The organism is Paraburkholderia aromaticivorans (assembly GCF_002278075.1).
Classification (GTDB): domain Bacteria; phylum Pseudomonadota; class Gammaproteobacteria; order Burkholderiales; family Burkholderiaceae; genus Paraburkholderia; species Paraburkholderia aromaticivorans.
This window is the reverse complement of record NZ_CP022990.1, coordinates 2,527,485-2,550,936: the sequence shown is the minus strand read 5'-3', so window position 1 is coordinate 2,550,936 and position 23,452 is coordinate 2,527,485. Positions and strand designations below refer to the sequence as shown.

The following is a 23,452-nucleotide window of genomic DNA, read 5'->3' as shown; positions in this document are numbered from 1 at the left end:
CCATGGCAGCGGGCGACATCTCCGTCCTGCTCGTCGACGATCACGCGGTGGTGCGCGAGGGTTACCGGCGTCTGCTCGAACTGAATGCCGACGTGCACGTGTGCGGCGAAGCGGCCGACGCGGCCCAGGCGTACCAGCGTTTTTGCGCGCTGCGCCCGGACGTGGTGGTGATGGACGTCTCGTTACCGGGCGCAAGCGGTATCGAAGCGATGCGGCGTATGCTCGCGCGCGAGCCGGACGCACGCGTGCTGATCTTCAGCGTGCACGAGGAGGCGATTTTCGTGCGCCGCGCGCTCGACGCCGGCGCCCTCGGCTACGTGACCAAGGCCAGCGCGCCCGACGTGCTGGTGGAGGCCGTGCGCACCATCGCGCGGCGCGCGGGTTATCTGAGCCCGGATATCTCGCAGGCGCTCGCGCTGCGCAATGCGTTCAGCGAAGGCCCACCCGGACGCCAATTGTCCGCGCGCGAGTTCGAGGTGCTGCGTCTGCTCGTGCAGGGTTATACGCTGCCGAGCATTGCCGAGAAACTCGGGCTGAGCCAGAAGACCGTGGCGAATCATCAGTCCGTGATCCGGCAGAAATTCGGCGCCGACAACGGCGTGCAGCTCGCCCAGATGGCGACGCGACTCGGGCTTCAGTTCACGGGTTCGGCAAGCCCTGCGTGAGCGGGCACCCGCGCGCAGAACAGGAAACCGCCTTCCGGCTTGCTCGCCACGTGAAATTCGCCGCCGAGCGCCTCGACCCGCTCGCGCATGCCGATCAGGCCGAGTCCGCCGCGCGGCTGGTCGAGATCGGCGCCAGGGCCGTCGTCGGCCATGGTGACGACGATTTCATCGATGCACCTGCCGTCCTGCCGCTCCCGCGCATCGCGCGGAGCACGCACCATGAACACTTCCACGCGGGCCGTGCGGGCGAACTTCGAGACATTGGTCAGCCCTTCCTGCACGAGCCGGTAAAGCGTGATGGTCAGCGCATCGCTCAGGTCCGCGAAGTCCCCTTCGATCGTCAGTGAGAACGACGCGTCCGGCAGCCGCTCACGCCAGCCGTCGACGCAATGCTCCAGCGCGCTCGGCAGACCGAACTCGTCGAGGCCGATCGGCCGCAAACGCCGGATCATGCCGCCAATCTGCCGATAGACGTGGCTCGCGCTCTGCATGAGGCCGAGCGACACTCGATGTATCTCCGGCTCGCGTGTGCTGGACAGATCGCGGATGCGCGCCGCGTCGAGCGAGATCGCATTCAGGTACTGGCCCAGTTCATCGTGCAGTTCGCGCGCCAGATGGCGGCGCTCGAATTCCTGCGCCTGCAGCGCCTGATTGGCCAGACGCCGGTTGTCGGCGAGCAGGCGTTCGGCCTGCTCTTCCAGCGCGCAGCGCCGGCTCAGCTCGCGGCGCGCCTCGCGGTAACGGCGCCATGCGAACCAGGCGAGGCCGATGGAGAGCACGCACAGCGTGCCCGGCAATTCGTCGAGCTGAAAGCGCTCGAGACCCCGTGTCCAGCGGTATGCGTTCTCGCTGAAGTCGAACCTCGCGCTCAACACGGCGGCGAGCACCGTCAGCGCAAGCACCCATGCAAGGTCGCGCCGCACCGTCGAATGCGGCGCAACGGAGCGTGCTGAAGAAGGGGTCGAGGAGTCGCTTGCCATCACGTTTGCATTCGTCACGTTCGCATTCTACTCAGACCGGGTCCGCACAGCGGTTTGTTGCTGCGCGTTTGGGAACGCTTCCCCGCGATATCGGGAAAACCTCCCGGGTTTCGCGCGCCGGCGTATGCGAAGCTTTGCACACACAGAACGAAAGCGCTACGCACGCCGCAACGCGGTGGCGCTAGCGAAGATAGCGTCGATACGGCCGGAGACAAAACGATGAACACGCCATCCAGCGCGCACCGCGCATCTCGCTTACCGGACTTGCCCCGTTTGCGCCGCCGTGCCGGCCTCACCCTGTGCTTCGGCGGCGCCCTCGCGAGCCTGTCCATTCCGGCGTGGGCTCAGGCAGAAACCGCCGCGCCCGCCGTGGCGGCATCGTCCGCCGCGCCTGCCGGTGCGAGTCCGGATACCGATGGCGCCGACGCGGTGAAGCTTGCGCCGATCGTCGTCGTCGGCACCACGCCGCTGCTCGGCATCGGCACGCCGCTCGCTCAAGTGCCGGCCAATGTGCAGACCGTTCACGCCCAGGAGCTGGAACAGCAGCACCGCAGCACGCTCACCGACTACTTCGCAAAGAATCTGCCGAGCGTCGATATTGCCGATGCGCAAGGCAATCCGTATCAAGTCAACATCAACTATCGCGGCTTCACCGCGTCGCCGTTGCTCGGCACGCCGCAAGGCCTCTCGGTGTTCGTCGACGGCGTGCGCGTGAACGAGCCGTTCGGCGACGTGGTGAACTGGGACCTGCTGCCGCAACAGGCAATCGACACGATCCAGCTGATTCCCGGTTCGAATCCGACCTATGGCCTCAACACGCTGGGCGGCGCGCTCGCGATCACGACGAAGAACGGCAAGACGAGCCCCGGCGGCGAAGCCGAAGTGCAAGTGGGCTCCTGGGGCCGCAAGTCCGCTCAGATCGAACAGGGCGGCACCATCGGTCAGAATCTCGACTACTACGTGACCGGCAACGCGGCGAACGACAACGGCTGGGCGGAGCAGAATTCCAGCCGCGTGCGCCAGGCGTTCGGCAAGCTGCGTTATACCGATGCCGATACCACCCTGTCATTCTCCGGGGGCGGCGCGGACAACGATCTGCACGGTTCGCAGACCATTCCGCGCTCTTTCCTCGGCAATCCGAAGCAGCCGTACACTTATCCCGACCAGAATCAGAACAGCGCCGCCTACGCGACACTGTCGGGCGATCATTACTTCAACGACCACGTCGAACTGAGCGGCAACGTCTATTACCGGCACTTCCGTAACGACAACGTGAGCAGCAACACCAACCCGAATTTCGGCTCGGTGGACGCTGAAGGCAACATCGATACGACCCAGGCAACCAACGAACGATCGATCGTCTCCACCGACAGCTATGGCGCGAGCCTGCAACTCACGCTGCTCGGCAAGCTCGCAGGGATGGAGAACCAGTTCGTCGCGGGCGTGTCCGCGGATATTGCCAACTCCCGGTACACGCAATCGTCCCAGGATGCGGTGTTCACCGCCTCCCGCGCGACCGTCGGCATCGGCGATTTCGAGCAGGAAACCGCGGCGAAAACCCATAATGGAAACTACGGCATCTATCTTCAGGATACCTTGTCGCTTACCAGGCAATGGACGCTGACGCTCGCCGGACGCTACAACTGGGCGGACGCCACGATCGGCGACTCGAGCGGCACGCAGCCCCAGCTCGACGGCCACCATACGTTTTCCCGCTTCAACCCCGCGATCGGCATCAACTGGAACCCGACTTCCGCGTTCACGGCCTATGCCACCTATAACGAGGGCATGCGTTCGCCGACCGCCATCGAACTGGCCTGCGCGGATCCGGCCGCGCCCTGCTCGCTGCCCAACGACTTCGTGTCGGATCCGTCGCTCCAGCCGGTGATCTCGAAGACCTTTGAAATCGGCGCACGCGGACGCATAGGCCGGGCGACGACATGGAGCGCCGCCGCCTACAGCACGACGCTCGACAACGATATCGAGTTCATCAGCACCAATGGCGCCACCAGCAACCAGGGCTTCTTTCAGAACGTCGGCCGCACCCGCCGGCAAGGCGTCGAACTGTCCGGACACAGCCAGTTCGGGCCGCTCGCCGTCACCGCCAGCTACAGCTACGTCGACGCGACCTACCGCTCGAGCTGGACCGAAAGCAGTCCGAGCAACTCCAGTGCGGATCAGAGCGGCAACATCACCGTCAAGCCGGGCGATCATATTCCCAGCATCCCGGCGAACACCGTCAAACTGCAACTCGACTATGCGGCCACCGCGAAGTGGAACATCGGCACGAACCTGACCTGGCGCGGCGGCGTCTATGCACAGGGCGACGAAAACAACCAGGACGTGAACGGCAAGATCGCCGGCTATCTGCTGATTGATCTGGACACCTCGTACCAGGTGACCAAACAGCTTCAGGTCTTCGCGAGCATCACGAACCTGCTCGACAAGCGCTATGCGAGCTTCGGCGCGCTCGGCGAGAACTTCTTCAACGGCCCGAACCATACGTTCGACGGCGCCAACCCGATCAACGAACAGTTCGTCGGGCCGGGCGCGCCGCGTGGCTTCTGGGTCGGTTTGCACTACGCATGGAAGTAGCGCGGTGAGCGGGATGAGCGCGAATCGATCGGCGTGTGGTCGACGCCCATATCCCGCACGCTCAATGCGATTCGATCGAGCCGTCGCTATGCGGATACGTGACGATGCCCCAGGCAAGCGGCAGTTCGCCGATCTGCTTGATGGGCTGATAGCTCTGCGCGTCCAGCACATACACCGCGTCGGAGCGCCCGCACGCCACCAGCAGCTTCGCGCCGTCCGGCGTGAAGCTGAAGTGCCAGCATCGCTGTCCCACCGGTACGTCGGCAACATGCTCGTAACTGCGGCCGTCGAAAACCTGCACCGTCCTGTCGCGCGCCGCGGCGACGAAAAGCCGCTTGCCATCCGGCCCGAATGCCACCCCGTACGGCCCGAGCTTCGTATCGACCGTCTTCACCACCTGGTACGTGCGCGCATCGATCACCACGAACTTGCTTAGCGATTCGAGCGTGACCACATAGTCCTTGCCATCGGGCGACAGACGGATGCCGCGCGGGCGGCCGCCTGCCGCGAGCTTCACGGTTCTGAGCGGCGCGCCCGTGCGCACGTGATAGATGGAGACCGTATCGTCGCCCTCGTTGGTGACGAGCATCGCGTTGCCGTCGCGTGAGAATTCGATGCCTTCGGTTTCGTGGCCGCTCGTGACCGAACGAATCACGCGCCAGGTCTTCATATCGACGATCGCGATTTGCGCGGGCGGCTTGTTGGCGTCATCGTCGTCGGCACCCGGCTTGGCGTTGGCGGCGGGCGGGCCGTCCGCACTCGGCTTGCCGTTCGCGGCGGGCGGGCCGCCCTCTTCGCCGGGCTCGTAGGTGATGTACGCGTAGCCGTTGTGCACGCGCACATACTCGGGGTTCTTGCCGATCTTGACACGCTGCACGACCTGCCCCGAAGCCGTGTCGATCACCGCCAGGTCGCCGGTATTCTTGTTGGCCACGAGAAGCCGTGTGCCATCCGTATTCAGACTCAGGCCGCGCGGGCCGTCGGCGCCGACCGGAAACGTCCTGGTCAGCGTCATCTGCTCCAGATCGATCACGCCGACACCGGCCTTCTCGCTGGTCACGTAGGCCATCGGCGCGGCGGCGTAGGCCGTACTCACGGCGAGGGCGATCGCCGTGGCGGCGGTGGCTAACGTGGTGACAGCGAGAGCGAGCGAACGCCCTCGCGTCGTGATGCGAAACCGTGTCTCCGGCATTGTCGTACTCCGTAGTGAAATTCCTGCGTCGCGAGAGGTCGCGCCGTTCAAGCAAAGTAGTCCATTGGAGGATCGTTTGACAACGAACATCGGGCGGGAGATTTTCCCGAATTGACGCGGTGGGATCGGCGGCAGTACTAAAACACGCTGGAGGGGTGGAAAATGAGCGCGGAGGTGGCCAATGCGAGGCCGCGACGGTGATGCTGGAACGTGCAATGGCGACGGCTGGATATAGCGCGAACAATGCGGCATGGCGTAGCCGGAGCGTCCTCGCGCTGAGCGCCGTAATCGCCGCGCATGTGGGCTTGCTCGTGTGGGTGTCGGCGGCGCGGGACAAGACGGTCGAGCGGACGGTGGAAGCGCCGCCCATCATCGCGATGTTGTTAAAGGATGAGTCGGCGGTCGTCGCACCTGCCACGCCTGATGTGCCCGCTCCGGCCGCCGTGGTTGCAGCGCCGCAAACCACGCAGCCTCCGGTACGCAGCAAAGCGCCGCCGCCCCGTCCCAAGCCGGCGCGCAGCGCGGCGCCTGCTGCGGGCGTGCCGGCCACGCCGTCGCCTTCCCGGGACATGGCGTACTCGCCTGAACCAGTGGCTGCACCCATTGCTGCCACACCCGTGCCCGCGGCACCCGCAACGATTGCCTCGGCGGCCGCCGCCGAACGCACGGCGCCTGCATCGAGTACGCCGAAAAGCGTATCGCACGTCGACTGCGATATCCCGAAGCCGGACTATCCCGACGTCTCGAAGCGCCGCAGCGAAAGCGGCACCGCGGTCGTCCGGTTCGTCGTGGGCCTCACCGGCCATATCGAAACCGCGCAGCTGCAAAAGAGCAGCGGCTATCCCCGGCTCGACGACGCAGCGCTCGCGGCCATCCACGCCGGGGTTTGCCAGCCATACAGGGAAAACGGCGAAGTGGTTCGCGCCGCTTATTCGGAATCGTTCGTGTTCGGATTGACCGAGTAACTTATCGCCGAGTCAAAGGAAACCACCATGCAACACTATGGCCTTGCGAATGTCTGGGAAAACGGCGATATCGTCACGCGCGGCATTCTGAGCGCGCTGCTGATCATGTCGGTGCTGTCGTGGACGGTGATCCTCGTCAAGCTATGGACCATCATGCGGGTGAAGCGCGTGACGCGCCAGGCCGAAGCGCAGTTCTGGCGAGCCGATCGCTTCGAAGACGGATTGAGAAGCCTCGGCGCGCAGGCGCCGGGGTCGTCTCACCGCGACAATCCGCTTCTCGCGCTCGCGCTGGCCGGCGAGGAAGCCGCGGCCCATCATCAGCAAACCCAGTCGCATCTGCATGACCGCATCGACGTATCCGACTGGATCACGCGCCGCCTGCAGGACACGATGGACGACGCCATCGCACGCATGCAAAGCGGCCTCGCGGTGCTGGCGTCGATCGGCAGCACCGCGCCCTTCGTGGGGCTGTTCGGGACCGTCTGGGGCATTTATCACGCGTTGATTCTGATCGGCGAAACGGGCCAGACGTCGATCGATCATGTCGCCGGACCGGTCGGCGAGTCGTTGATCATGACGGCCTTCGGCCTCTTCGTGGCGATACCGGCGGTGCTGGGATACAACGGCCTGACCCGCGCCAACAAGTCGATCGTGACGCGGCTCAAGCGTTTCGCGCATGGACTGCACGCGTATTTCGTAACCGGTTCGCAACTGCCGTCCAGCAGCGGTCCTGACATGCGCCTCGTGCCGCGCTCCGTTCCCGCAGCAGAGGGCGAAGCTCATGACGGCACGAATGACGGAGCGCTCAAATGGCAATGACCCCGTTCTCCGACGACGACGAAAGCGGCCTGATGAGCGAAATCAACATGACGCCGCTCGTCGACGTGATGCTCGTGCTGCTGATCATATTTCTCGTCACCATTCCGGCCATGCAGCACGCGGTGAAGATCGACCTGCCGCAGGCGAGCAGCCAGCCGGACACTGTCAAACCCGCGCATCTCGACGTCGCCGTGCAGGCGGACGGCTCGATTCTTTGGGACGGCCATCCCGTGGCCGACGACGCATTGCGCGCCCGGATCGCCGAAGCCGCTCGCGCGAAGCCCCAACCCGAGTTGCATTTGCGGGCCGACCGCAAAGTGCCCTATGAGCGCGTCGCCGACGTGATGTCGGCCGCGCAGGCCGGCGGCCTGACGAAAATCGGTTTCGTCACGGATCCCCGGGCGAAAAAGTGAGTGCTGCCGCGTTTGCGTTGCGCCGCCACCGCCCGGCGCGTGCTCGCCACGGCCACATAAACGATGTCTTACCGGAGCCCAAAGAATCTCTGAATTCAAATCGGTATCGGGCTCCGCTATCGTGGCTGCATGCCCTGAGGAGAGCACCGGACCATGCAAGCCCTGATCTTCGACGTCGACGGCACGCTTGCCGATACCGAGACCGCTCATCTGCAGGCCTTCAATGCGGCATTCGCCGAAGCGGGTCTCGACTGGGTCTGGGACGCGCCGCTCTATACGCGTCTTCTCAAGGTCGCGGGCGGTAAGGAGCGCCTGCGGCATTACTGGCACGTCGCCGATCTGGAAGAAGCGGACGGCATGCGCGTGAACGAAGTGATCGAGGCCGTGCATGCGATCAAGACCCGTCACTACGCAGCGCGCGTGAGCAACGGCGGCTTGCCCTTGCGGCCGGGCATCGCGCGTCTGATCGCCGAAGCCCAGGCGGCCGCCATTCCGGTGGCGATCGCCACGACCACCACCCCCGCGAACCTCGACGCATTGCTGCAAACGCCATTCGGCCCCGCGTGGCGCAGCCGCTTCGCCGCGGTCGGCGATGCCGGCACGACCCACGTGAAGAAGCCTTCGCCTGACGTGTACTTCGACGTGCTTCGGCAACTCGGGCTGAAAGGCCCGGACTGCATTGCCTTCGAAGACTCGGCGAACGGTCTGCGCGCGGCACGTGCGGCCGGTGTCCCCACCATCGTGACGCCGACCGCGTACACGTCTCACGACGACTTCGACGGCGCGTTGGCCGTGCTGCCCCACCTGGGTGAACCGCACGCGCCGATTCCTTCGTCTGTGCCGAATGAACAGGCCGGTTGGGTCGATCTGGCCACCTTGCGTCATTGGCACCGCCACGCGCTGAGCGAGTCGGCTTGAGCATGCAACAGAAGTCTCCCGTGACAGGTATGCGTTCCCAAGCCGTGCTGATCGATCTCGACGGCACGATGGTCGACACCGCACCGGACATCGTCGAGGCGGTCCGCCAGATGCTCGGCGAATTCGGTACCGCACCGCTGCCGTTCGCGACCGTCAGCGGCTTTATCGGCAAAGGGGTGGCCAACCTGGTTCGCCGCTCGCTGGAAGCAGCCGGTCTGGATCGGCGCGTCGACGCCAGCCATGCACTCGATGTGTTCCATCGCCACTATGCGCAAACCAACGGACGCCTCGGCCGCGTGTTCCCTCACGTGGGGAGCGGTCTTAGCGAGCTGCAGCGGCTTGGATACCGGCTCGCCTGCGTCACCAACAAACCGAAGGAACTCGCCGCGCCGCTCCTGCTTGCGACCGGGCTTGCCCGCTACCTCGACGTGCTGGTCGCCGGGGACTCGATCGCGAGAATGAAGCCCGACCCCGAACCGCTGTGGCACGCGTGCCGGTTGCTCGGCGTGGAGCCCGAACACAGCGTATTGGTCGGTGATTCGCCAGTCGATGTGAGGGCCGCGAGGGCGGCCGGTCTGCCGGTCTTCATCGTGAGCTATGGTTATGCGGGGCCGGGCGGCCCGGCCGCGTTGGAGTGCGATGGCCTGATCGATTCGCTCGCGGCCATGCCCGCGATTCTTGCGGCCCGCGGCGCTTGACATCGCTTACATGGCCGTGTCCCGAACGCTAGAGCCGATACACGCGCGCGGCGTTGTCGTGAAATAGCGCGCGCCGCTCGCCGGCCGAAAAATCCCGCGTGATCGACTTGAATGCATCGAACACCGCGTCATAACTGCTGAACAGTTTGTCGACTGGAAAGTTGCTCGCAAACATGCAGCGCTCTACCCCGAACGCTTCGATCGCGTGAAGAACGAACGGCCGGATGCTCTCCACCGTCCATTTCCAGTCGCCCATTCCCAACCCGGATATCTTGCAGGAAACGTTCGGCGCCGAGGCGAGCTGTTTCATACCCTGCCGCCAGCCTTCAATCTCTTCCGGGGTTCGATCGACCGGCATGCCGGTGTGGTTGAGCACCATCGGCGTATCGGGGAACTCCCGCGCAAGCGCCAGCGCCTCTTCCATTTGCGTGTAGTAAAGCTGCAAATCGAACGACAGGTCGTGGCGCTTGAGCAGCGCATAGCCTCGACGCCACTGCGGATCGCTCATCAGATGCGGGTTGCCGATAAATGTCTTCACCGGATCGCGATGGAAGTTCAGACACTGACGGATGCCCCGCACGTTGTCGAACTGGCAGTGCTCTTCGATCACAGCCTGTGCGTTCGGCGCAGCGAGGTCCGCGAATCCGACAATGCCGTGAGGATAGCCGTGCACGTCCGCCACGCCCTGCAGCCAGCGTGTTTCGGCGACCGGATCATTGTGGTCGTACTCGACCTGCAGGTGCACCGTCTTCACGACATTCTGATTCCTGATGTCGGCGCGGAACTCGTCGATCAGATAGTCCCGGCGGATCGCCGAGTAATCGCCGAATACGCGGTCGAGCATCGGCCCTTGCAGCCAGGGATAGTTGCCCGTCTTGAGATCGTAAAGATGATGATGCGGGTCGATGATCGGCAAATTGTCCATGGTGTCTCCGTGTTGTGTAAGCCGTGCACGGCGCCGCTCGCACCGTGCAACGGCGGCGCCCTCTTCACCGGTCCATCAGTAATTGCCGGCTGACGGCGGATAGACGCGCTTGACCGTCGCCTGCGCTTCAGGATGGTCGATCGTCTCCTTCGTAACGAGCGGCTCCTTGAGCGCCAGTTCCTGCGTGGTCGGCTTATGGTTCAATGCATTGAAGACCTGCGTGGTCGCATCGATTCCCTGCCCCACCGCCTCCTGCAGGAAAATCCCCTGAATCGCGCCATCGCGCAAAAGCTTGATCGTCGTCGGGCTGCCGTCGGCGGTCACGATCGCCACCTTGCCGACCATGCCACGCGTTTGCAACGCCTTCGCGGCGCCCGTGGCGGCCTCGTCGTACATGCCGTAGATCGCCTTGACCTCCGGGTGCGCGGTCAGCACGTCGTTCGCCTGAGTGACGGCTTCGTTGACGGTCAGGCCGTGTGTCTCCAGTATCTGGGCGACTTCGCAGCCATCGGCCTTGAACGACTCCTGCGCGCCCTTCAGATACTTCTGCGCGTTCTCGCGATCCTGCGGCAGCGACAGCACCGCCACCTTGTTGCTGCCACGCTCCTTCGCGAGCTTGCAAACGTAGCTGCCCTGCGCCTTGCCGGTCTCGTAGTTGTTGGCGGTGACCGCCGACGTATAGTCTGTCTGACCGGCTTGTGGCCCGATGCCGGTGAACGCGACTGGCATCGACTTCGACTTCAGCAGACGCAGCACCGGCGGCGTGCTGGTCGAACTGACCGGCCCCATGACGATCGCGCTCACGCCGCGGGTCATTGCGGTGCGAACGTTGTCCATCTGCTTGGCGGGGGAATTCTCGGAGGTGAATTCGACGTAGTCCATGCCGAGTTCCTTCGCCCTTTGTTTGACGCCATAGGCGACCCACTGCCAGTACGAGATATCCAGCGAAGGCGCGATATACGCGACCGTCTGCCGGTCCGCGGCGAGCGATGCCTGCGACGCGAGGGCCATGCCGAGTGCCAATGCCGACGCCCCGATCAGCCGTCCGAGCGGCCGGCCTGAAAACCTGCTTGCCGATTGCAATGCGCGCTTGTTCATTTCCGTCTCCTGAATGGGCCCGTGCTTAACGCCGGGCCTTGGTAACGCGGTCGACGAGGACCGCAATGAGAATGACGACGCCTGTCACGGTGCCTTGCCAGAAACTGTTGACGCCGATGAGGTTCGCGCCGTTCTGAATAATGGTGATCATCAATGCGCCGAGCAGCGCGCCGATCGCCGAGCCCGTTCCGCCGAACAGACTCGCGCCGCCGATCACGACCGCGGCGATGGCCTGCAGCATCAGGCTCGATCCCGCAGTCGCTTCCGCGTTGCTGATGTAGGACACGCTGACGATGCTCGCGAACGAAGCGAACAGCCCCGACAGCAGATAGGCGCCGAGCCGGACGCGATTGACCGGAATGCCGATCACGCGGGCCGATGAACTGCTGCTGCCGATCGCATACAGCCAGCGCCCGGCGACGACCTTACGCAGGCAATATTCGATTGCGACGAGCAGCAGCACGCACCACAGCGCGTAATTCGGAATGCCCGGAATCAAGGTCCCCGAATTGAGCAGGTAGTAATCGGGATCGGAGATGGGCAGCGAATGGCCATCGGTGACGATGAATGAAAGGCTGCCCGCGATCGCATAGGTGCTCAGCGTCACGACAAAAGGCGCGAGCCCGACGAAGGTCACGAGCGCGCCGTTGAGTGCGCCGATCATCAGTCCAACCGACAATCCCGCGAGACTGCTGACGAGCGCGCCGTGACCGTGCGCCATGGCGAGCCCCGTGACCATGCCGGTCAGCGAAAACACCGAGCCGACCGACAGATCGATCCCGCCCGTGATGATCACGAGCAGCACGCCGAACGCCATGATCACGAGCGGCGCGGCCGCCTGCGTCACATTGGAGATGTTGCCGCCGGACAGTGCGGCCGGCACGATCACGCCGACCGCGAGCTCGATCACGATAATGGCGATGGCAATGGCGATTTCCGTGCGATACGTCGACAGCAAGCGGCGCAGCGCGCCGCCAGGCGGCCGATGCCCGTCCGCGACCGCGTGAGTGACTGATTTCATGACTGTCTCCAGATAATTATCGTTCGAGTGAAAGGCGCTTCAGGCAGCCATGCCGGTTGCGGCGGCCAGTTGCGTTTCATTGACATCGGCATGACGCAGCACTTCGGTCGGCTTGCCGTCGAGGTCGAATGCGAGCACCGTGTCGCACAACTCCACGAGCTCGATGTATTCGGTCGACCACCAGACAATCGTCGTGCCCTGCTGCGCCATCTTGCGGATCAGCGCGTAGATCTCCCGCTTGGTGCGGATATCCACACCGCGGGTCGGTTCTTCGAGCACCAGCAACCTGGGTCGCAGCAATAGCCAGCGGGCGACCAGCAGCTTTTGCTGGGTGCCGCCGCTCAGCGTCGCCGGCAGGTCCCACAACGAGCCGGCGCGAATTTTCAGCGCCTCGAGCAGTTGGGTGCTCTGTACCACTTCAGCGCGACCGACCACATGCCGCCGGTTGACGACGCGCGCCGCCGCGACGAGGTTGTCGACGATCGGCAGCGTGGCAAGAATGCCTTTGCTGGAACGGTCGCCGGAGACGAAGCCGACACCGTCGCGCGCGCCAGCCGAGGGATGGGCGTAGCTGACGCGGGCACCGTCACGCGTGATGGCCCATGCACCCGCGGGGGCGATGCCGGTCAACGCGTCGATCAGGGAAGACGGCCCGACCGGCGCGCCCGCGAGGCCGACAATCGCGCCTTGCGGAACCTCGATCGCCACGCCGTCACGCTCGATACGCAGCACGCCCGCGGAGCGCGGCTCAGCGCCGCCGTGGCCGTCGTGCTCCACGAGCGGCGCGCCCTGCGTCGACTCCGCATGCTCCGCGACGCTTTGCGCCGCTTCGTCGACAAGGACACTCTGCCCCATGCATTCGATGATCTCGCGGTCCGTGATCGTGTCGAGCGCGGCACGGTCCACCGCTGTCCTGCCGTCGCGGATGATGGTGCAGACGTCGGCGATCTGGCGGATTTCGCGCATTCGATGCGAGACGAACAGCACCGCGAGTCCCGTGTCGGCGATCAGCCGGCGTATCACCGAAAACAGCCGCGCCGTTTCGGCGGCGGTCAGGTTGGCGGTCGGTTCGTCGAGCAGCAGCAGCTTCGCCCCCGAGCCGAGCGCGCGGGCAATCTCCACCAGCTGACGCTCGTGCAGCGTCAGGCCGCTGACCAACCGCCCCGCCGATTCGCGTGCGAAGTGAGGATCGATCAGCGAGAGCGCTTCGACGGCGACGGTCATTGAAGCGCGTTCGCTATAGCGGGCCGATCCGCGCCGCAAGCGCGGCATGGCAATGTTTTCAGCGACCGAAAGATGCGGCAGCAGCGCCAGTTCCTGATTGACAACCGCAATGGTGCCGGCCGCGACATGGCCGCCTGCGGATGCGCCGATGTCCTGACCATCGAATTCGAGGGTGCCGCCGTCGCGGTCGAACTGGCCGGAGATGATTTTGATGAGCGTCGATTTGCCCGCGCCGTTGCCGCCGAGAAAGGCGTGCACTTCGCCTGCAGCGATCGAAATATCGAAACCCTTCAACACGCTCGTCGGCCCGAAGCTTTTGACGATCGAACGCGCCGTCAGCAGAAAGGACGGATAATTCATCGCAGTCTCCTGCGCAGTTGCTGCTGCGCAATATATGTCTATGGTTTGCCGCGGTACTGCCCTTTCATCGCCAGGGGCAGCATCAAGACAACTTGAGCGCCGCTGTTACGCGGTTTGCCCACAGAATGGCAGTGCGGGCGGCAAGCGAACAAGGCGGTTTCATTCAACTGCGACTGAAATAAATTTCACTATGCGCATCCCACCCGTGAAAGCCATCGTCGCTTTCGAGAGCGTGGCCCGGACCAAAAGCGTCAATCGCGCGTCCGAGGAACTTGGACTGACCGCTTCGGCGGTGAGCCATCAGATCAGCAACCTCGAAGCGATCATCGGCCAACCGCTGTTCTATCGATCGGGCCGGGGGCTCGTGCTGACGCCCACAGGCGAGCGCTATCTGTCGGACGTGACGGGCTCGCTCGCCGATCTGAGCCGCGCGACCGAACGCGCGTCGAGCCGCGCCGATGTCGATATCCTGCGTGTGCATTCCAGCCCCAGCTTCGGGCTCATGTGGCTGTTGCCGCGGCTCGAATCGTTTCAGGCCGCCAACGACGACATCCAGCTGAATCTGGCGTGCTCCTATGAAGACGTCTCGTTTACCAGCGGCTACTACGACATCGATTTGCGGCACGGCTACGCCAACTGGCGCGATCTCGAGGTCAGGACGCTGCGCAATGAATTCATCGCGCCGCTAGCCTCGCCGAGATACCTGGAAAGCCATCCGGTCAGAACGCCGGAAGACCTGCTGGAGCACCGTCTGATCTACTCGGAGACGCCCTTGGTCCAGTGGAAACAATGGTTCGGACGCACCGGCGTGAGCGCTGCCCAGAAGACTTTCGATTTCTCTTTCGACCGCTCATATATGTCGCTCGAGGCAGCCGCGCTCGGCCTCGGCATCGCGCTCGAGAGCCAGATGCTCGCGTCGGTCCGGATCAAGGAAGGCCGGCTCGTGCCGGTATTCGACGCTACACACTCGGTCGAAGTGGGCGCGCATCATCTGGTTTACCCGCCTCAGAACGCCGAACTGCCGCGCGTGGCGCGGTTCATCGCCTGGATCGAACGGGAAATCGGTCACCCGAATCGGGCGGCGTAGCGTCACCTGAAAATTTCTCAAACATAGTTGAGCGCCAAGGTGTTGATGCGAGTGGCCGCGCGGCGGACACTGCGCCATCACATCAACACTCAGGAGACAAATATGCTGCTCGACAACAAGGTTGTGATCGTCACGGGCGCGGCTTCGCCGCGCGGCATCGGCAAAGCCACCGCCAAAGCCCTGGCCGCGCAGGGCGGGCGCATCGTCATCCTCGATCTGCGCGAAGCGGACGCGAAGCAGGCCGCCGCCGATCTCGGCGACGCCCACCTTGGGCTCGCCTGCGACGTCACCGACAAAGACGCCTGCGTGAAGGCCGCCAAGGCCACGCTCGAACGCTATGGCCGCATCGACGGACTCATCAACAACGCCGGCATCACCCAGCCGGTGCGCACGCTCGACATCACCGCCGAGGGCTTCGACGCCATCGTCGACGTCAACCTGCGCGGCACGCTCTACATGTCGCAAGCCGTATTGCCCGCAATGAAAGAGCAGAAAGGCGGCAGCATCGTCTGCATGTCGTCGGTGTCCGCCCAACGCGGCGGCGGCATTTTCGGCGGTCCGCACTACAGCGCCGCGAAAGCCGGCGTACTCGGCCTCGCACGCGCCATGGCGCGCGAATTCGGTCCCGATAGCATTCGCATCAACTCGATCACGCCGGGTCTGATACAGACCGACATCACCGGCGACAAACTCACCGCCGAGATGCGCGTGGATATCATCAAAGGTATCCCGCTCGGCCGCTTAGGCGACGCGGCCGATGTCGCGAACGCGTGCCTGTTCCTCGTGAGCGACCTGTCGACTTATCTCACGGGCATCACGCTCGACGTGAACGGCGGCATGCTCATTCACTGACGGAGTCCGTCCGCGAGGGCGACGCCGTATCCCAGGCACCCGGGACCAACCACGGGGCCATGGATGGAGACAAAGATGAAATCGAAATACACCGCTTCGCCCATTACGGGCGATATGTCGGCACCCACGGACTCGACCAGCTTCGAGTCGAAGACCTATGCGAAAGTCAGCCGCAGGCTGATCCCCTTCCTGATGCTGTGCTACCTCGGTGCGTATCTCGACCGGGTCAACGTCGGGTTCGCCAAGCTGCAGATGCTGAACGATCTGCGCTTTAGCGAAACCGTGTACGGCATGGGCGCGGGCATCTTCTTTCTCGGCTATTTCCTGTTCGAAGTGCCTAGCAATCTGGTGCTTCACCGCGTCGGCGCGCGTAAGTGGCTCGCGCGAATCATGCTGACGTGGGCGGTGATCTCCGCCAGTTTCATCTTCGTGAAATCGCCCACGGCCTTCTACGTGCTCCGTTTTCTGCTGGGTGTCGCCGAAGCCGGCTTTGCCCCGGGCGTGATTCTCTATCTGACCTACTGGTTTCCCGCTGCGCGGCGGGCGAAAGCGTTGTCGCTGTTCTTCATGGCGATTCCACTGGCGGGCATGATCGGCGGTCCGCTGTCGGGCTGGATCATGCACTCGCTCCAAGGCGCGATGGAGATGGCCGGATGGAAATGGCTGTTCCTGCTCGAAGCGCTGCCGTCGCTCGTGCTCGGTATCGCGATCCTGCTCTATCTCGATGACGGCATTGCCAAAGCCAAATGGCTCAACGAATCGGAAAAGACCCTGCTCGCCCGCAATGTCGCCGCCGACAATGTGCACAAGATTGCCCACCTCTCGATCAGGTCGTTCATCGGCGATCGTCGCCTGTGGCTGATGGCCGCGATCTACTTCTGCGTGGTGCTCGGCCAGTACGGGCTGACCTTCTGGCTGCCCACGATCATCCGCAAGTCCGGTGTCGCGGATCCGCTGTGGGTGGGCTTGTTCACCGCCATTCCGTACCTGTGCGCGATCATCGCGCTGCCGTTGATCGGCATGAGCGCCGACCATCACCGCGAGCGTCGGCTGCATCTGGCGATTCCGATGCTGGTCGCGGCGGCAGGCTTCGCCGTGTTGCCTGCGCTCGGTAGCGTCGCGGCTTCGATCGTCTGTTTGAGCGTCGCGGCAGCCGGCATCCTCGCCGCGTCCTCGCAGTTCTGGTCGCTGCCGACCGCGCTGCTAGGCGGCATGTCAGCCGCCGCCGGGATCGCCGCCGTGAACTGCGTCGCCAATCTCGCCGGCTTCTTTTCTCCGGCGATCGTGGGGTGGCTGAACGACCTCACGGGCAAATCGACCGCGGGGCTGATCTTCATCTCCGCCGCCGTCACACTGGGTGCCTGCTTTGTCTTCCTGGTGCCCGCGAAATCGGTGAACCGCTGATTCTCTTTCAACCATTCCGACCAAACCCAGGAGACGACATGAACAGTCCATCCAACGCATCGACGGCAGCACTTGCCGAGCACGCTTACCACATCCGCAGAAACGCCCTGTTGATGGGCGAGGTCCAGGGGCAAGGCTACATCGGCCAGGCGCTCGACATCGCCGACGTGCTGGCCGTCGCGTACTTCGGCGCAATGCGCTATCGCCCGGAAGACCCCGAGTGGGAAGAGCGTGACCGCTTCCTGCTTTCCAACGGACATTACGCGATCGCCCTGTATGCGGCACTGCTCGAAGCGGGCATTCTGCCTGCCGAAGAGCTTGAAACCTACGGCAGCGACGATAGCCGCCTGCCGATGTCCGGCATGGCCAGCTATACGCCCGGCATGGAGATGTCGGGCGGCTCGCTCGGTCACGGGCTCACCATTGCCGTGGGCCGGTGCCTCGGTCTCAAGCGCAAGAACTCGAAAGCGTTCGTGTACACGCTGTTCTCCGACGGCGAGCTGGATGAAGGCGCGATTTGGGAGGGCATCATGTCCGCGAGCCACTGGAAGCTCGATAACCTGATCGCGGTGGTCGACGTGAACAACCAGCAGGCCGACGGGCCGTCGACGCAGATCATGGCGTTCGAACCGCTCACCGAAAAAATGCAGGCATTCGGCTGGTTTACGCAACGGGTCGACGGCAACGATATCGCCGCCGTGGCCGCCGCGTTCGATGCGGCCCGCAACCATCCCGTCGCGCAACCGCGCATGATCATCGCCGACACCCACATGGGGCGCGGTGTGCCGTTTCTCGAAGAACGCGAGAAGAATCACTTCATCCGCGTCGATGCCCATGAATGGCAATTGGCGCTTCAGGCACTCGAAGCAGGGAGACAAGCATGAGCAACGCAACGATCAGCAAGCCGCGTCTGAAAACCTCGGCGATGATTGCATCCATTGCCGGTGAAGGACAGATCACGCGCTCGGCGCCTTTCGGCCACGCATTGGTGGAATTGGCCCGGCAGAAGGCAAATGTCGTCGGCATGACGGCCGACCTGGGCAAGTACACCGACCTTCATATCTTCGGCAAGGAATTCCCGGAGCGCTACTACCAGATGGGCATGGCCGAGCAACTGCTGATGGGCGCGGCAGCCGGCCTCGCGCACGAAGGCGCCCAACCGTTCGTCACCACATATGCGGTATTCGCAACACGCCGCGCCTATGACTTCATGCATCAGGCGATTGCCGAAGACAATCTGGACGTGAAGATCGTCTGCGCGCTGCCGGGCCTGACGACCGGCTACGGGCCGAGCCACCAGGCGGCGGAAGATCTCGCGTTGATGCGCGCCATGCCGAACATGACCGTGATCGATCCGTGCGACGCGCTCGACATCGAGCAGATGGTGCCGGCGATTTCCGCCCACAAAGGACCGGTGTATGCGCGCCTGCTGCGTGGCAACGTGCCCGCCGTGCTCGACGAATACGACTACACCTTCGAACTCGGCAAGGCAAAGATGCTGCGTGACGGTGCAGACGTGCTGATCATCTCGTCCGGCATCATGACGATGCGCGCGCTCGAAGCAGCCAAAGCGCTCGAAAAAGATCGGGTCGAAGTCGGCGTGCTCCACGTGCCGACCATCAAGCCGCTCGATACCGAAACCATTTTGCGCGAAGCAAGGCGCTCGGGCCGGCTCGTGGTGGTGGCGGAGAACCATACGGTGATCGGCGGTCTGGGAGAAGCCGTCGCCGCGGAATTGATGCGCGCGGGCGTGTCGTGTCCGTTCAGGCAGGTGGGACTGCCGGATGCGTTCCTCGCGGCCGGGGCCCTGCCCACGCTCCATGACCGCTACGGCATTTCGACCTCGGTCATGGCGGAGACGATCAAGGGGTGGCTGGCGTAAGCGAACATGCGTAACCGGGGGTGGAGTCCGGCTCGGGGCATCGGCTTCGAGCCAACCTCATGGACTTCACCGCCCCGGCAAAGCACGCATGTTCATGACGCGCTTGAAGCTGCCGGGGTGCCGATCTCAATCCGCTGCGATATTCAACAATTCGGCTTTACTTGGCCGCGCTGGCTTGAGCCGCTGGCGCGACTGTCAGTTTCGATTCCTTCACGCCGCCCTGGCCGGTTTGGTCGTCGACCAACTGCAGCTTGCTGCGCGCATACAGAATACCCATCTTGACTTCTTGCCAGACGTAATAGTTCTTACCGGCCACCGTGTCGATTTTGAGCGTCGAATCGTTCTCCGCTTTAGACACCAGTTCATGTGAACCCGGTTCGACTTCCGTGTACAGATAGGTTTTGGCTAACGTGTCGCCGAGAACCTGGCCATCCACGGTGACCGGCATCTTCACCGCAGCACCCATGCTCTCGTTCCGATATACATAGATCGCCGCTTTATTCTGCGGGGCATTGAAAGTTTTCAGTGCCGCGTCCTTCTGCGGATCGCCCATCGGCACGGATGCGCATCCCGCCATCACCAACAACGAGACGCACAGCGGAATCAATTTCTTCAACTTCATTTCTTATGGCTCGTCGGCGGAATCTGTGGGTGGTTTGATGCGATTCATGAGGGACAGAGGAAGCGATAGAGTTTCTTGCAGGTAGCGTCAAAGGCGTTCTGCTCGTGCTCGGAGAGGTGCCTCGAAAGCGGGCCACCGAACTCGTGGATCTCATTGAGAAGCAGTGTGCGGGCATCCATGGCGGCTAAGTCCGGATCGACGTGACGGACTTCGATGAGATGGCCACCAAGCATCCAAAGGTGATCGCGGTGGCGGTGCAACGTTTTGCGGGCATAGCCGTGGGTCAGCAGGTGTTGCAGGAAAGGTGTGAAGACCTTCACGAGCGCCTGTCCGAATGGGATGTCCTCGTCCTCGAAGCGCCATGAGGCAGGCCAGTTCTGCAAGTCCGGGACGTAGCGCTCCAGTGCGTGCGGATCTGAGGTAACAATAGCGTCTTTACTGATTCCCGCGCGCTTGCTAACCATGTTGCTGACCCGCCTGCTCAATGCCTGCCATCATTTTCCCGGCTTCGTCTATGAAAGTGCCCGACTGTGCGAGCAGTCCAAAACCATCGAGATCGACGTGCGGCCACGCAAGGGTTCGAAGCCGATCTGTTCGTGTTGCAACCGGCCTGGCAGCGGCTATGACACGCTCGCATCGCGTAGTTTCGAATTTATTCCGATCTGGGGCTTCGCGGTGATTTTGCTGTACGCCATGCGCCGCGTCGACTGCCGTGAGTGCGGCGTGAAGGTCGAGACGGTGCCGTGGGCCATCGGCAAGCACACGCTGACCAAGGCCTACATGCTGTTTCTCGCGCAGTGGGCACGCAAGCTCTCCTGGAAAGAGACAGCGCAAAGCTTTCGCACCAGTTGGGAGAAGGTTGCCCAGGCGGTGGAGTGGGTGGTCGACTGGGGGCTGGCCCATCGCGAACTCGGCACCATCCGCGCTTTGGGCGTCGATGAAATCCAGTATGGCCGAGGGCACAATTATCTCACGCTGGTCTATCAGATCGAGGCCAGCTGCGTGCGCCTGCTTTGGGTTGGCCAGGAGCGCACGAAGGAAAGCTTCGCAAAGTTCTTCGTCATGATCGGCAAACGGTTGTGCGAGCAGGTCGAGTTCGTCTGCTCGGACATGTGGCGGCCCTACATCGAGATGATCGCACTACATTGCCCCAACGCGCTGAACATCCTCGACCGCTTCCACATCGTTGCCAAAATGAACAAGGCGATCGACGAGGTTCGCGCCGAGGAAGCTCGCCGCATGACCCGCGACGGCTATGAGCCAGTCCTCAAGAAGTCCCGCTGGTGTTTGCTCAAGCGGCCAGAGAACCTTACTGACAATCAGCGACTGCGCCTGCGCGATCTGCTGCACTACAACCTGCGCAGTGTCCGCGCCTATCTTCTCAAGGAGGAGTTCCAGCAGATCTGGGATTACATCTCGCCTGTCTGGGCAGGCAAGTTCCTCGATCAGTGGTGCACCCGGGTCATGCGCTCACGCATCGAACCAATGAAGAAGTTCGCACGCACCGTGCGCGCCCATCGAGAACTGATTCTCAACTACTTTCATGCGCGCAAGCAGTTCTCCAGCGGAATCGTCGAGGGTTTGAACAACAAGGCCAAAGTCACCATGAGAAAAGCGTACGGCTTCCGGACGTTTCGAACGACGGAAATCGCGCTATATCATGCACTTGGCAATTTGCCCGAGCCGCCGACAACCCACACTTTTTACTGACGAACCTTTCTTATTTTTCCTTTTCGGTGCTGAATACGAGTCTTGAACGGTCAAGCCCTTGAACGAGGCCAGCCGGCGTGGGATCAGGGTCAATGCTCGATACGGCCGGCAGGCCGTCGAATCGCCCGGATGCGTCACGCTTCAAGCAATGCGCATCCGATCACGCTTACCTCGCGTGTACGGCGATTCTCTGCATCTTCCTTTGGGTTATATCGGCTTTTTTATGGCGGACTTTAACCGGACCGTCCGCCTTGCTTTGGCCTTTTCACTGTCGACTGGCGTCGGCGCAGATTGGTTATATTTATGGTTCGTCAGTAAAAAGTGTGGGTTGTCGGCGGCTCGGGCAAATTGCCAAGTGCATGATATAGCGCGATTTCCGTCGTTCGAAACGTCCGGAAGCCGTACGCTTTTCTCATGGTGACTTTGGCCTTGTTGTTCAAACCCTCGACGATTCCGCTGGAGAACTGCTTGCGCGCATGAAAGTAGTTGAGAATCAGTTCTCGATGGGCGCGCACGGTGCGTGCGAACTTCTTCATTGGTTCGATGCGTGAGCGCATGACCCGGGTGCACCACTGATCGAGGAACTTGCCTGCCCAGACAGGCGAGATGTAATCCCAGATCTGCTGGAACTCCTCCTTGAGAAGATAGGCGCGGACACTGCGCAGGTTGTAGTGCAGCAGATCGCGCAGGCGCAGTCGCTGATTGTCAGTAAGGTTCTCTGGCCGCTTGAGCAAACACCAGCGGGACTTCTTGAGGACTGGCTCATAGCCGTCGCGGGTCATGCGGCGAGCTTCCTCGGCGCGAACCTCGTCGATCGCCTTGTTCATTTTGGCAACGATGTGGAAGCGGTCGAGGATGTTCAGCGCGTTGGGGCAATGTAGTGCGATCATCTCGATGTAGGGCCGCCACATGTCCGAGCAGACGAACTCGACCTGCTCGCACAACCGTTTGCCGATCATGACGAAGAACTTTGCGAAGCTTTCCTTCGTGCGCTCCTGGCCAACCCAAAGCAGGCGCACGCAGCTGGCCTCGATCTGATAGACCAGCGTGAGATAATTGTGCCCTCGGCCATACTGGATTTCATCGACGCCCAAAGCGCGGATGGTGCCGAGTTCGCGATGGGCCAGCCCCCAGTCGACCACCCACTCCACCGCCTGGGCAACCTTCTCCCAACTGGTGCGAAAGCTTTGCGCTGTCTCTTTCCAGGAGAGCTTGCGTGCCCACTGCGCGAGAAACAGCATGTAGGCCTTGGTCAGCGTGTGCTTGCCGATGGCCCACGGCACCGTCTCGACCTTCACGCCGCACTCACGGCAGTCGACGCGGCGCATGGCGTACAGCAAAATCACCGCGAAGCCCCAGATCGGAATAAATTCGAAACTACGCGATGCGAGCGTGTCATAGCCGCTGCCAGGCCGGTTGCAACACGAACAGATCGGCTTCGAACCCTTGCGTGGCCGCACGTCGATCTCGATGGTTTTGGACTGCTCGCACAGTCGGGCACTTTCATAGACGAAGCCGGGAAAATGATGGCAGGCATTGAGCAGGCGGGTCAGCAACATGGTTAGCAAGCGCGCGGGAATCAGTAAAGACGCTATTGTTACCTCAGATCCGCACGCACTGGAGCGCTACGTCCCGGACTTGCAGAACTGGCCTGCCTCATGGCGCTTCGAGGACGAGGACATCCCATTCGGACAGGCGCTCGTGAAGGTCTTCACACCTTTCCTGCAACACCTGCTGACCCACGGCTATGCCCGCAAAACGTTGCACCGCCACCGCGATCACCTTTGGATGCTTGGTGGCCATCTCATCGAAGTCCGTCACGTCGATCCGGACTTAGCCGCCATGGATGCCCGCACACTGCTTCTCAATGAGATCCACGAGTTCGGTGGCCCGCTTTCGAGGCACCTCTCCGAGCACGAGCAGAACGCCTTTGACGCTACCTGCAAGAAACTCTATCGCTTCCTCTGTCCCTCATGAATCGCATCAAACCACCCACAGATTCCGCCGACGAGCCATATTTAT

General features: G+C 62.8%; 23 protein-coding genes. 14 read left to right on the top strand and 9 right to left on the bottom strand.

Features of this window, described 5'->3' with window-relative positions:
• The first annotated feature begins 2 nt into the window (after positions 1–2).
• A complete protein-coding gene (locus tag CJU94_RS31025) occupies positions 3–665 on the top strand; it encodes a response regulator (RefSeq protein ID WP_095422358.1) in 663 nt (220 codons plus the stop codon).
• On the opposite strand, the gene CJU94_RS31020 is transcribed toward CJU94_RS31025, so the two are convergent.
• Positions 635–1,645 (bottom strand): histidine kinase, encoded by a 1,011-nt coding sequence (locus tag CJU94_RS31020; protein ID WP_095422357.1) that lies wholly within the window; start codon positions 1,643–1,645, stop codon positions 635–637. The genes CJU94_RS31025 and CJU94_RS31020 overlap by 31 nt on opposite strands.
• A gap of 219 nt (positions 1,646–1,864) precedes the next feature.
• Here CJU94_RS31020 and CJU94_RS31015 point away from each other — a divergent pair, with 219 nt between their 5' ends.
• Complete coding sequence (locus tag CJU94_RS31015; protein WP_095422356.1) at positions 1,865–4,240, top strand: TonB-dependent receptor; 2,376 nt, start codon at positions 1,865–1,867, stop codon at positions 4,238–4,240.
• 61 nt (positions 4,241–4,301) lie between these two features.
• Here the strand turns inward: CJU94_RS31015 and CJU94_RS31010 are convergent, their stop codons facing one another.
• Positions 4,302–5,432, bottom strand: a complete 1,131-nt coding sequence (locus CJU94_RS31010; RefSeq protein ID WP_095422355.1) for a YVTN family beta-propeller repeat protein — start codon at positions 5,430–5,432, stop codon at positions 4,302–4,304.
• A 215-nt stretch (positions 5,433–5,647) separates the two neighbouring features.
• Here CJU94_RS31010 and CJU94_RS31005 point away from each other — a divergent pair, with 215 nt between their 5' ends.
• From CJU94_RS31005 to gph, 5 genes are all read left to right on the top strand, one after another.
• Positions 5,648–6,397, top strand: coding sequence for an energy transducer TonB (locus CJU94_RS31005; RefSeq protein WP_244221026.1), 750 nt, complete (start codon positions 5,648–5,650; stop codon positions 6,395–6,397).
• Between the two features lie 27 nt (positions 6,398–6,424).
• The gene (locus tag CJU94_RS31000) at positions 6,425–7,216 is read left to right on the top strand and encodes a MotA/TolQ/ExbB proton channel family protein (protein WP_095422353.1); all 792 of its coding nucleotides are present in this window, start codon (positions 6,425–6,427) and stop codon (positions 7,214–7,216) included.
• Entirely contained in the window at positions 7,207–7,629 is a 423-nt protein-coding gene (locus CJU94_RS30995) for an ExbD/TolR family protein (RefSeq protein WP_095422352.1), read from the top strand. The genes CJU94_RS31000 and CJU94_RS30995 overlap by 10 nt, the downstream gene beginning before the upstream one ends.
• 153 nt (positions 7,630–7,782) lie before the next feature.
• Positions 7,783–8,547, top strand: coding sequence for an HAD family hydrolase (locus CJU94_RS30990; protein WP_095422351.1), 765 nt, complete (start codon positions 7,783–7,785; stop codon positions 8,545–8,547).
• Positions 8,548–8,576: 29 nt separating this feature from the next.
• A complete protein-coding gene (gene gph / locus CJU94_RS30985; RefSeq protein ID WP_208645385.1) occupies positions 8,577–9,245 on the top strand; it encodes a phosphoglycolate phosphatase in 669 nt (222 codons plus the stop codon).
• A gap of 28 nt (positions 9,246–9,273) precedes the next feature.
• Here the strand turns inward: gph and CJU94_RS30980 are convergent, their stop codons facing one another.
• The 4 genes from CJU94_RS30980 to CJU94_RS30965 all read right to left on the bottom strand — a co-directional run bounded on the left by CJU94_RS30980 (position 9,274) and on the right by CJU94_RS30965 (position 13,873).
• Positions 9,274–10,161: an amidohydrolase family protein gene (locus CJU94_RS30980; protein WP_208645431.1), complete on the bottom strand. Its 888-nt coding sequence runs from the start codon at positions 10,159–10,161 to the stop codon at positions 9,274–9,276.
• Between the two features lie 84 nt (positions 10,162–10,245).
• Complete coding sequence (locus tag CJU94_RS30975; protein WP_095422348.1) at positions 10,246–11,268, bottom strand: substrate-binding domain-containing protein; 1,023 nt, start codon at positions 11,266–11,268, stop codon at positions 10,246–10,248.
• Positions 11,269–11,293: 25 nt separating this feature from the next.
• On the bottom strand, positions 11,294–12,289 hold the full coding sequence (locus tag CJU94_RS30970) for an ABC transporter permease (protein WP_095422347.1): 996 nt from the start codon (positions 12,287–12,289) through the stop codon (positions 11,294–11,296).
• Between the two features lie 39 nt (positions 12,290–12,328).
• Entirely contained in the window at positions 12,329–13,873 is a 1,545-nt protein-coding gene (locus tag CJU94_RS30965; RefSeq protein WP_095422346.1) for an ATP-binding cassette domain-containing protein, read from the bottom strand.
• A 190-nt stretch (positions 13,874–14,063) separates the two neighbouring features.
• Between CJU94_RS30965 and CJU94_RS30960 the strand changes: the two genes are divergently transcribed.
• The 5 genes from CJU94_RS30960 to CJU94_RS30940 all read left to right on the top strand — a co-directional run bounded on the left by CJU94_RS30960 (position 14,064) and on the right by CJU94_RS30940 (position 19,098).
• A complete protein-coding gene (locus tag CJU94_RS30960; protein WP_095422345.1) occupies positions 14,064–14,960 on the top strand; it encodes a LysR substrate-binding domain-containing protein in 897 nt (298 codons plus the stop codon).
• A 102-nt stretch (positions 14,961–15,062) separates the two neighbouring features.
• The gene (locus tag CJU94_RS30955; RefSeq protein ID WP_095422344.1) at positions 15,063–15,812 is read left to right on the top strand and encodes an SDR family NAD(P)-dependent oxidoreductase; all 750 of its coding nucleotides are present in this window, start codon (positions 15,063–15,065) and stop codon (positions 15,810–15,812) included.
• A gap of 75 nt (positions 15,813–15,887) precedes the next feature.
• On the top strand, positions 15,888–17,216 hold the full coding sequence (locus CJU94_RS30950) for an MFS transporter (protein ID WP_095422343.1): 1,329 nt from the start codon (positions 15,888–15,890) through the stop codon (positions 17,214–17,216).
• A 38-nt stretch (positions 17,217–17,254) separates the two neighbouring features.
• On the top strand, positions 17,255–18,100 hold the full coding sequence (locus CJU94_RS30945; RefSeq protein WP_095422342.1) for a transketolase: 846 nt from the start codon (positions 17,255–17,257) through the stop codon (positions 18,098–18,100).
• Positions 18,097–19,098 carry a transketolase family protein gene (locus CJU94_RS30940; RefSeq protein WP_095422341.1) on the top strand — a complete coding sequence of 334 codons (1,002 nt, stop codon included), beginning with the start codon at positions 18,097–18,099 and terminating at the stop codon, positions 19,096–19,098. The genes CJU94_RS30945 and CJU94_RS30940 overlap by 4 nt, the downstream gene beginning before the upstream one ends.
• 157 nt (positions 19,099–19,255) lie before the next feature.
• Here the strand turns inward: CJU94_RS30940 and CJU94_RS30935 are convergent, their stop codons facing one another.
• Both CJU94_RS30935 and CJU94_RS30930 read right to left on the bottom strand, forming a co-directional pair.
• Complete coding sequence (locus CJU94_RS30935) at positions 19,256–19,720, bottom strand: DUF2846 domain-containing protein (protein ID WP_095422340.1); 465 nt, start codon at positions 19,718–19,720, stop codon at positions 19,256–19,258.
• 44 nt (positions 19,721–19,764) lie between these two features.
• Complete coding sequence (locus CJU94_RS30930; protein ID WP_095417045.1) at positions 19,765–20,184, bottom strand: hypothetical protein; 420 nt, start codon at positions 20,182–20,184, stop codon at positions 19,765–19,767.
• Here CJU94_RS30930 and CJU94_RS30925 point away from each other — a divergent pair.
• Positions 20,183–21,430, top strand: a complete 1,248-nt coding sequence (locus tag CJU94_RS30925) for an ISL3 family transposase (protein WP_095417046.1) — start codon at positions 20,183–20,185, stop codon at positions 21,428–21,430. The genes CJU94_RS30930 and CJU94_RS30925 overlap by 2 nt on opposite strands.
• A 311-nt stretch (positions 21,431–21,741) precedes the next feature.
• Here CJU94_RS30925 and CJU94_RS30920 read toward each other — a convergent pair whose 3' ends face one another.
• Positions 21,742–22,989: an ISL3 family transposase gene (locus tag CJU94_RS30920; protein ID WP_095417046.1), complete on the bottom strand. Its 1,248-nt coding sequence runs from the start codon at positions 22,987–22,989 to the stop codon at positions 21,742–21,744.
• Here CJU94_RS30920 and CJU94_RS30915 point away from each other — a divergent pair.
• Positions 22,988–23,407: a hypothetical protein gene (locus CJU94_RS30915; protein ID WP_095417045.1), complete on the top strand. Its 420-nt coding sequence runs from the start codon at positions 22,988–22,990 to the stop codon at positions 23,405–23,407. The two genes, CJU94_RS30920 and CJU94_RS30915, sit on opposite strands and share 2 nt — an antisense overlap.
• Positions 23,408–23,452: the final 45 nt, after the last annotated feature.

Coding starts and splice junctions, on each gene's coding strand:
- CJU94_RS30920 (WP_095417046.1), bottom strand. CDS start 22,989: ATGTTGCTGACCCGCCTGCTCAATGCCTGCCATCATTTTCCCGGCTTC.
- CJU94_RS31015 (WP_095422356.1), top strand. CDS start 1,865: ATGAACACGCCATCCAGCGCGCACCGCGCATCTCGCTTACCGGACTTG.
- CJU94_RS31010 (WP_095422355.1), bottom strand. CDS start 5,432: ATGCCGGAGACACGGTTTCGCATCACGACGCGAGGGCGTTCGCTCGCT.
- CJU94_RS30940 (WP_095422341.1), top strand. CDS start 18,097: ATGAGCAACGCAACGATCAGCAAGCCGCGTCTGAAAACCTCGGCGATG.
- CJU94_RS30960 (WP_095422345.1), top strand. CDS start 14,064: ATGCGCATCCCACCCGTGAAAGCCATCGTCGCTTTCGAGAGCGTGGCC.
- CJU94_RS30950 (WP_095422343.1), top strand. CDS start 15,888: ATGAAATCGAAATACACCGCTTCGCCCATTACGGGCGATATGTCGGCA.
- CJU94_RS30915 (WP_095417045.1), top strand. CDS start 22,988: ATGGTTAGCAAGCGCGCGGGAATCAGTAAAGACGCTATTGTTACCTCA.
- CJU94_RS30995 (WP_095422352.1), top strand. CDS start 7,207: ATGGCAATGACCCCGTTCTCCGACGACGACGAAAGCGGCCTGATGAGC.
- CJU94_RS31000 (WP_095422353.1), top strand. CDS start 6,425: ATGCAACACTATGGCCTTGCGAATGTCTGGGAAAACGGCGATATCGTC.
- CJU94_RS30975 (WP_095422348.1), bottom strand. CDS start 11,268: ATGAACAAGCGCGCATTGCAATCGGCAAGCAGGTTTTCAGGCCGGCCG.
- CJU94_RS30955 (WP_095422344.1), top strand. CDS start 15,063: ATGCTGCTCGACAACAAGGTTGTGATCGTCACGGGCGCGGCTTCGCCG.
- CJU94_RS30935 (WP_095422340.1), bottom strand. CDS start 19,720: ATGAAGTTGAAGAAATTGATTCCGCTGTGCGTCTCGTTGTTGGTGATG.
- CJU94_RS31020 (WP_095422357.1), bottom strand. CDS start 1,645: ATGGCAAGCGACTCCTCGACCCCTTCTTCAGCACGCTCCGTTGCGCCG.
- CJU94_RS30990 (WP_095422351.1), top strand. CDS start 7,783: ATGCAAGCCCTGATCTTCGACGTCGACGGCACGCTTGCCGATACCGAG.
- CJU94_RS31025 (WP_095422358.1), top strand. CDS start 3: ATGGCAGCGGGCGACATCTCCGTCCTGCTCGTCGACGATCACGCGGTG.
- CJU94_RS30930 (WP_095417045.1), bottom strand. CDS start 20,184: ATGGTTAGCAAGCGCGCGGGAATCAGTAAAGACGCTATTGTTACCTCA.
- CJU94_RS30945 (WP_095422342.1), top strand. CDS start 17,255: ATGAACAGTCCATCCAACGCATCGACGGCAGCACTTGCCGAGCACGCT.
- CJU94_RS30965 (WP_095422346.1), bottom strand. CDS start 13,873: ATGAATTATCCGTCCTTTCTGCTGACGGCGCGTTCGATCGTCAAAAGC.
- gph (WP_208645385.1), top strand. CDS start 8,577: ATGCGTTCCCAAGCCGTGCTGATCGATCTCGACGGCACGATGGTCGAC.
- CJU94_RS30925 (WP_095417046.1), top strand. CDS start 20,183: ATGTTGCTGACCCGCCTGCTCAATGCCTGCCATCATTTTCCCGGCTTC.
- CJU94_RS30970 (WP_095422347.1), bottom strand. CDS start 12,289: ATGAAATCAGTCACTCACGCGGTCGCGGACGGGCATCGGCCGCCTGGC.
- CJU94_RS31005 (WP_244221026.1), top strand. CDS start 5,648: ATGGCGACGGCTGGATATAGCGCGAACAATGCGGCATGGCGTAGCCGG.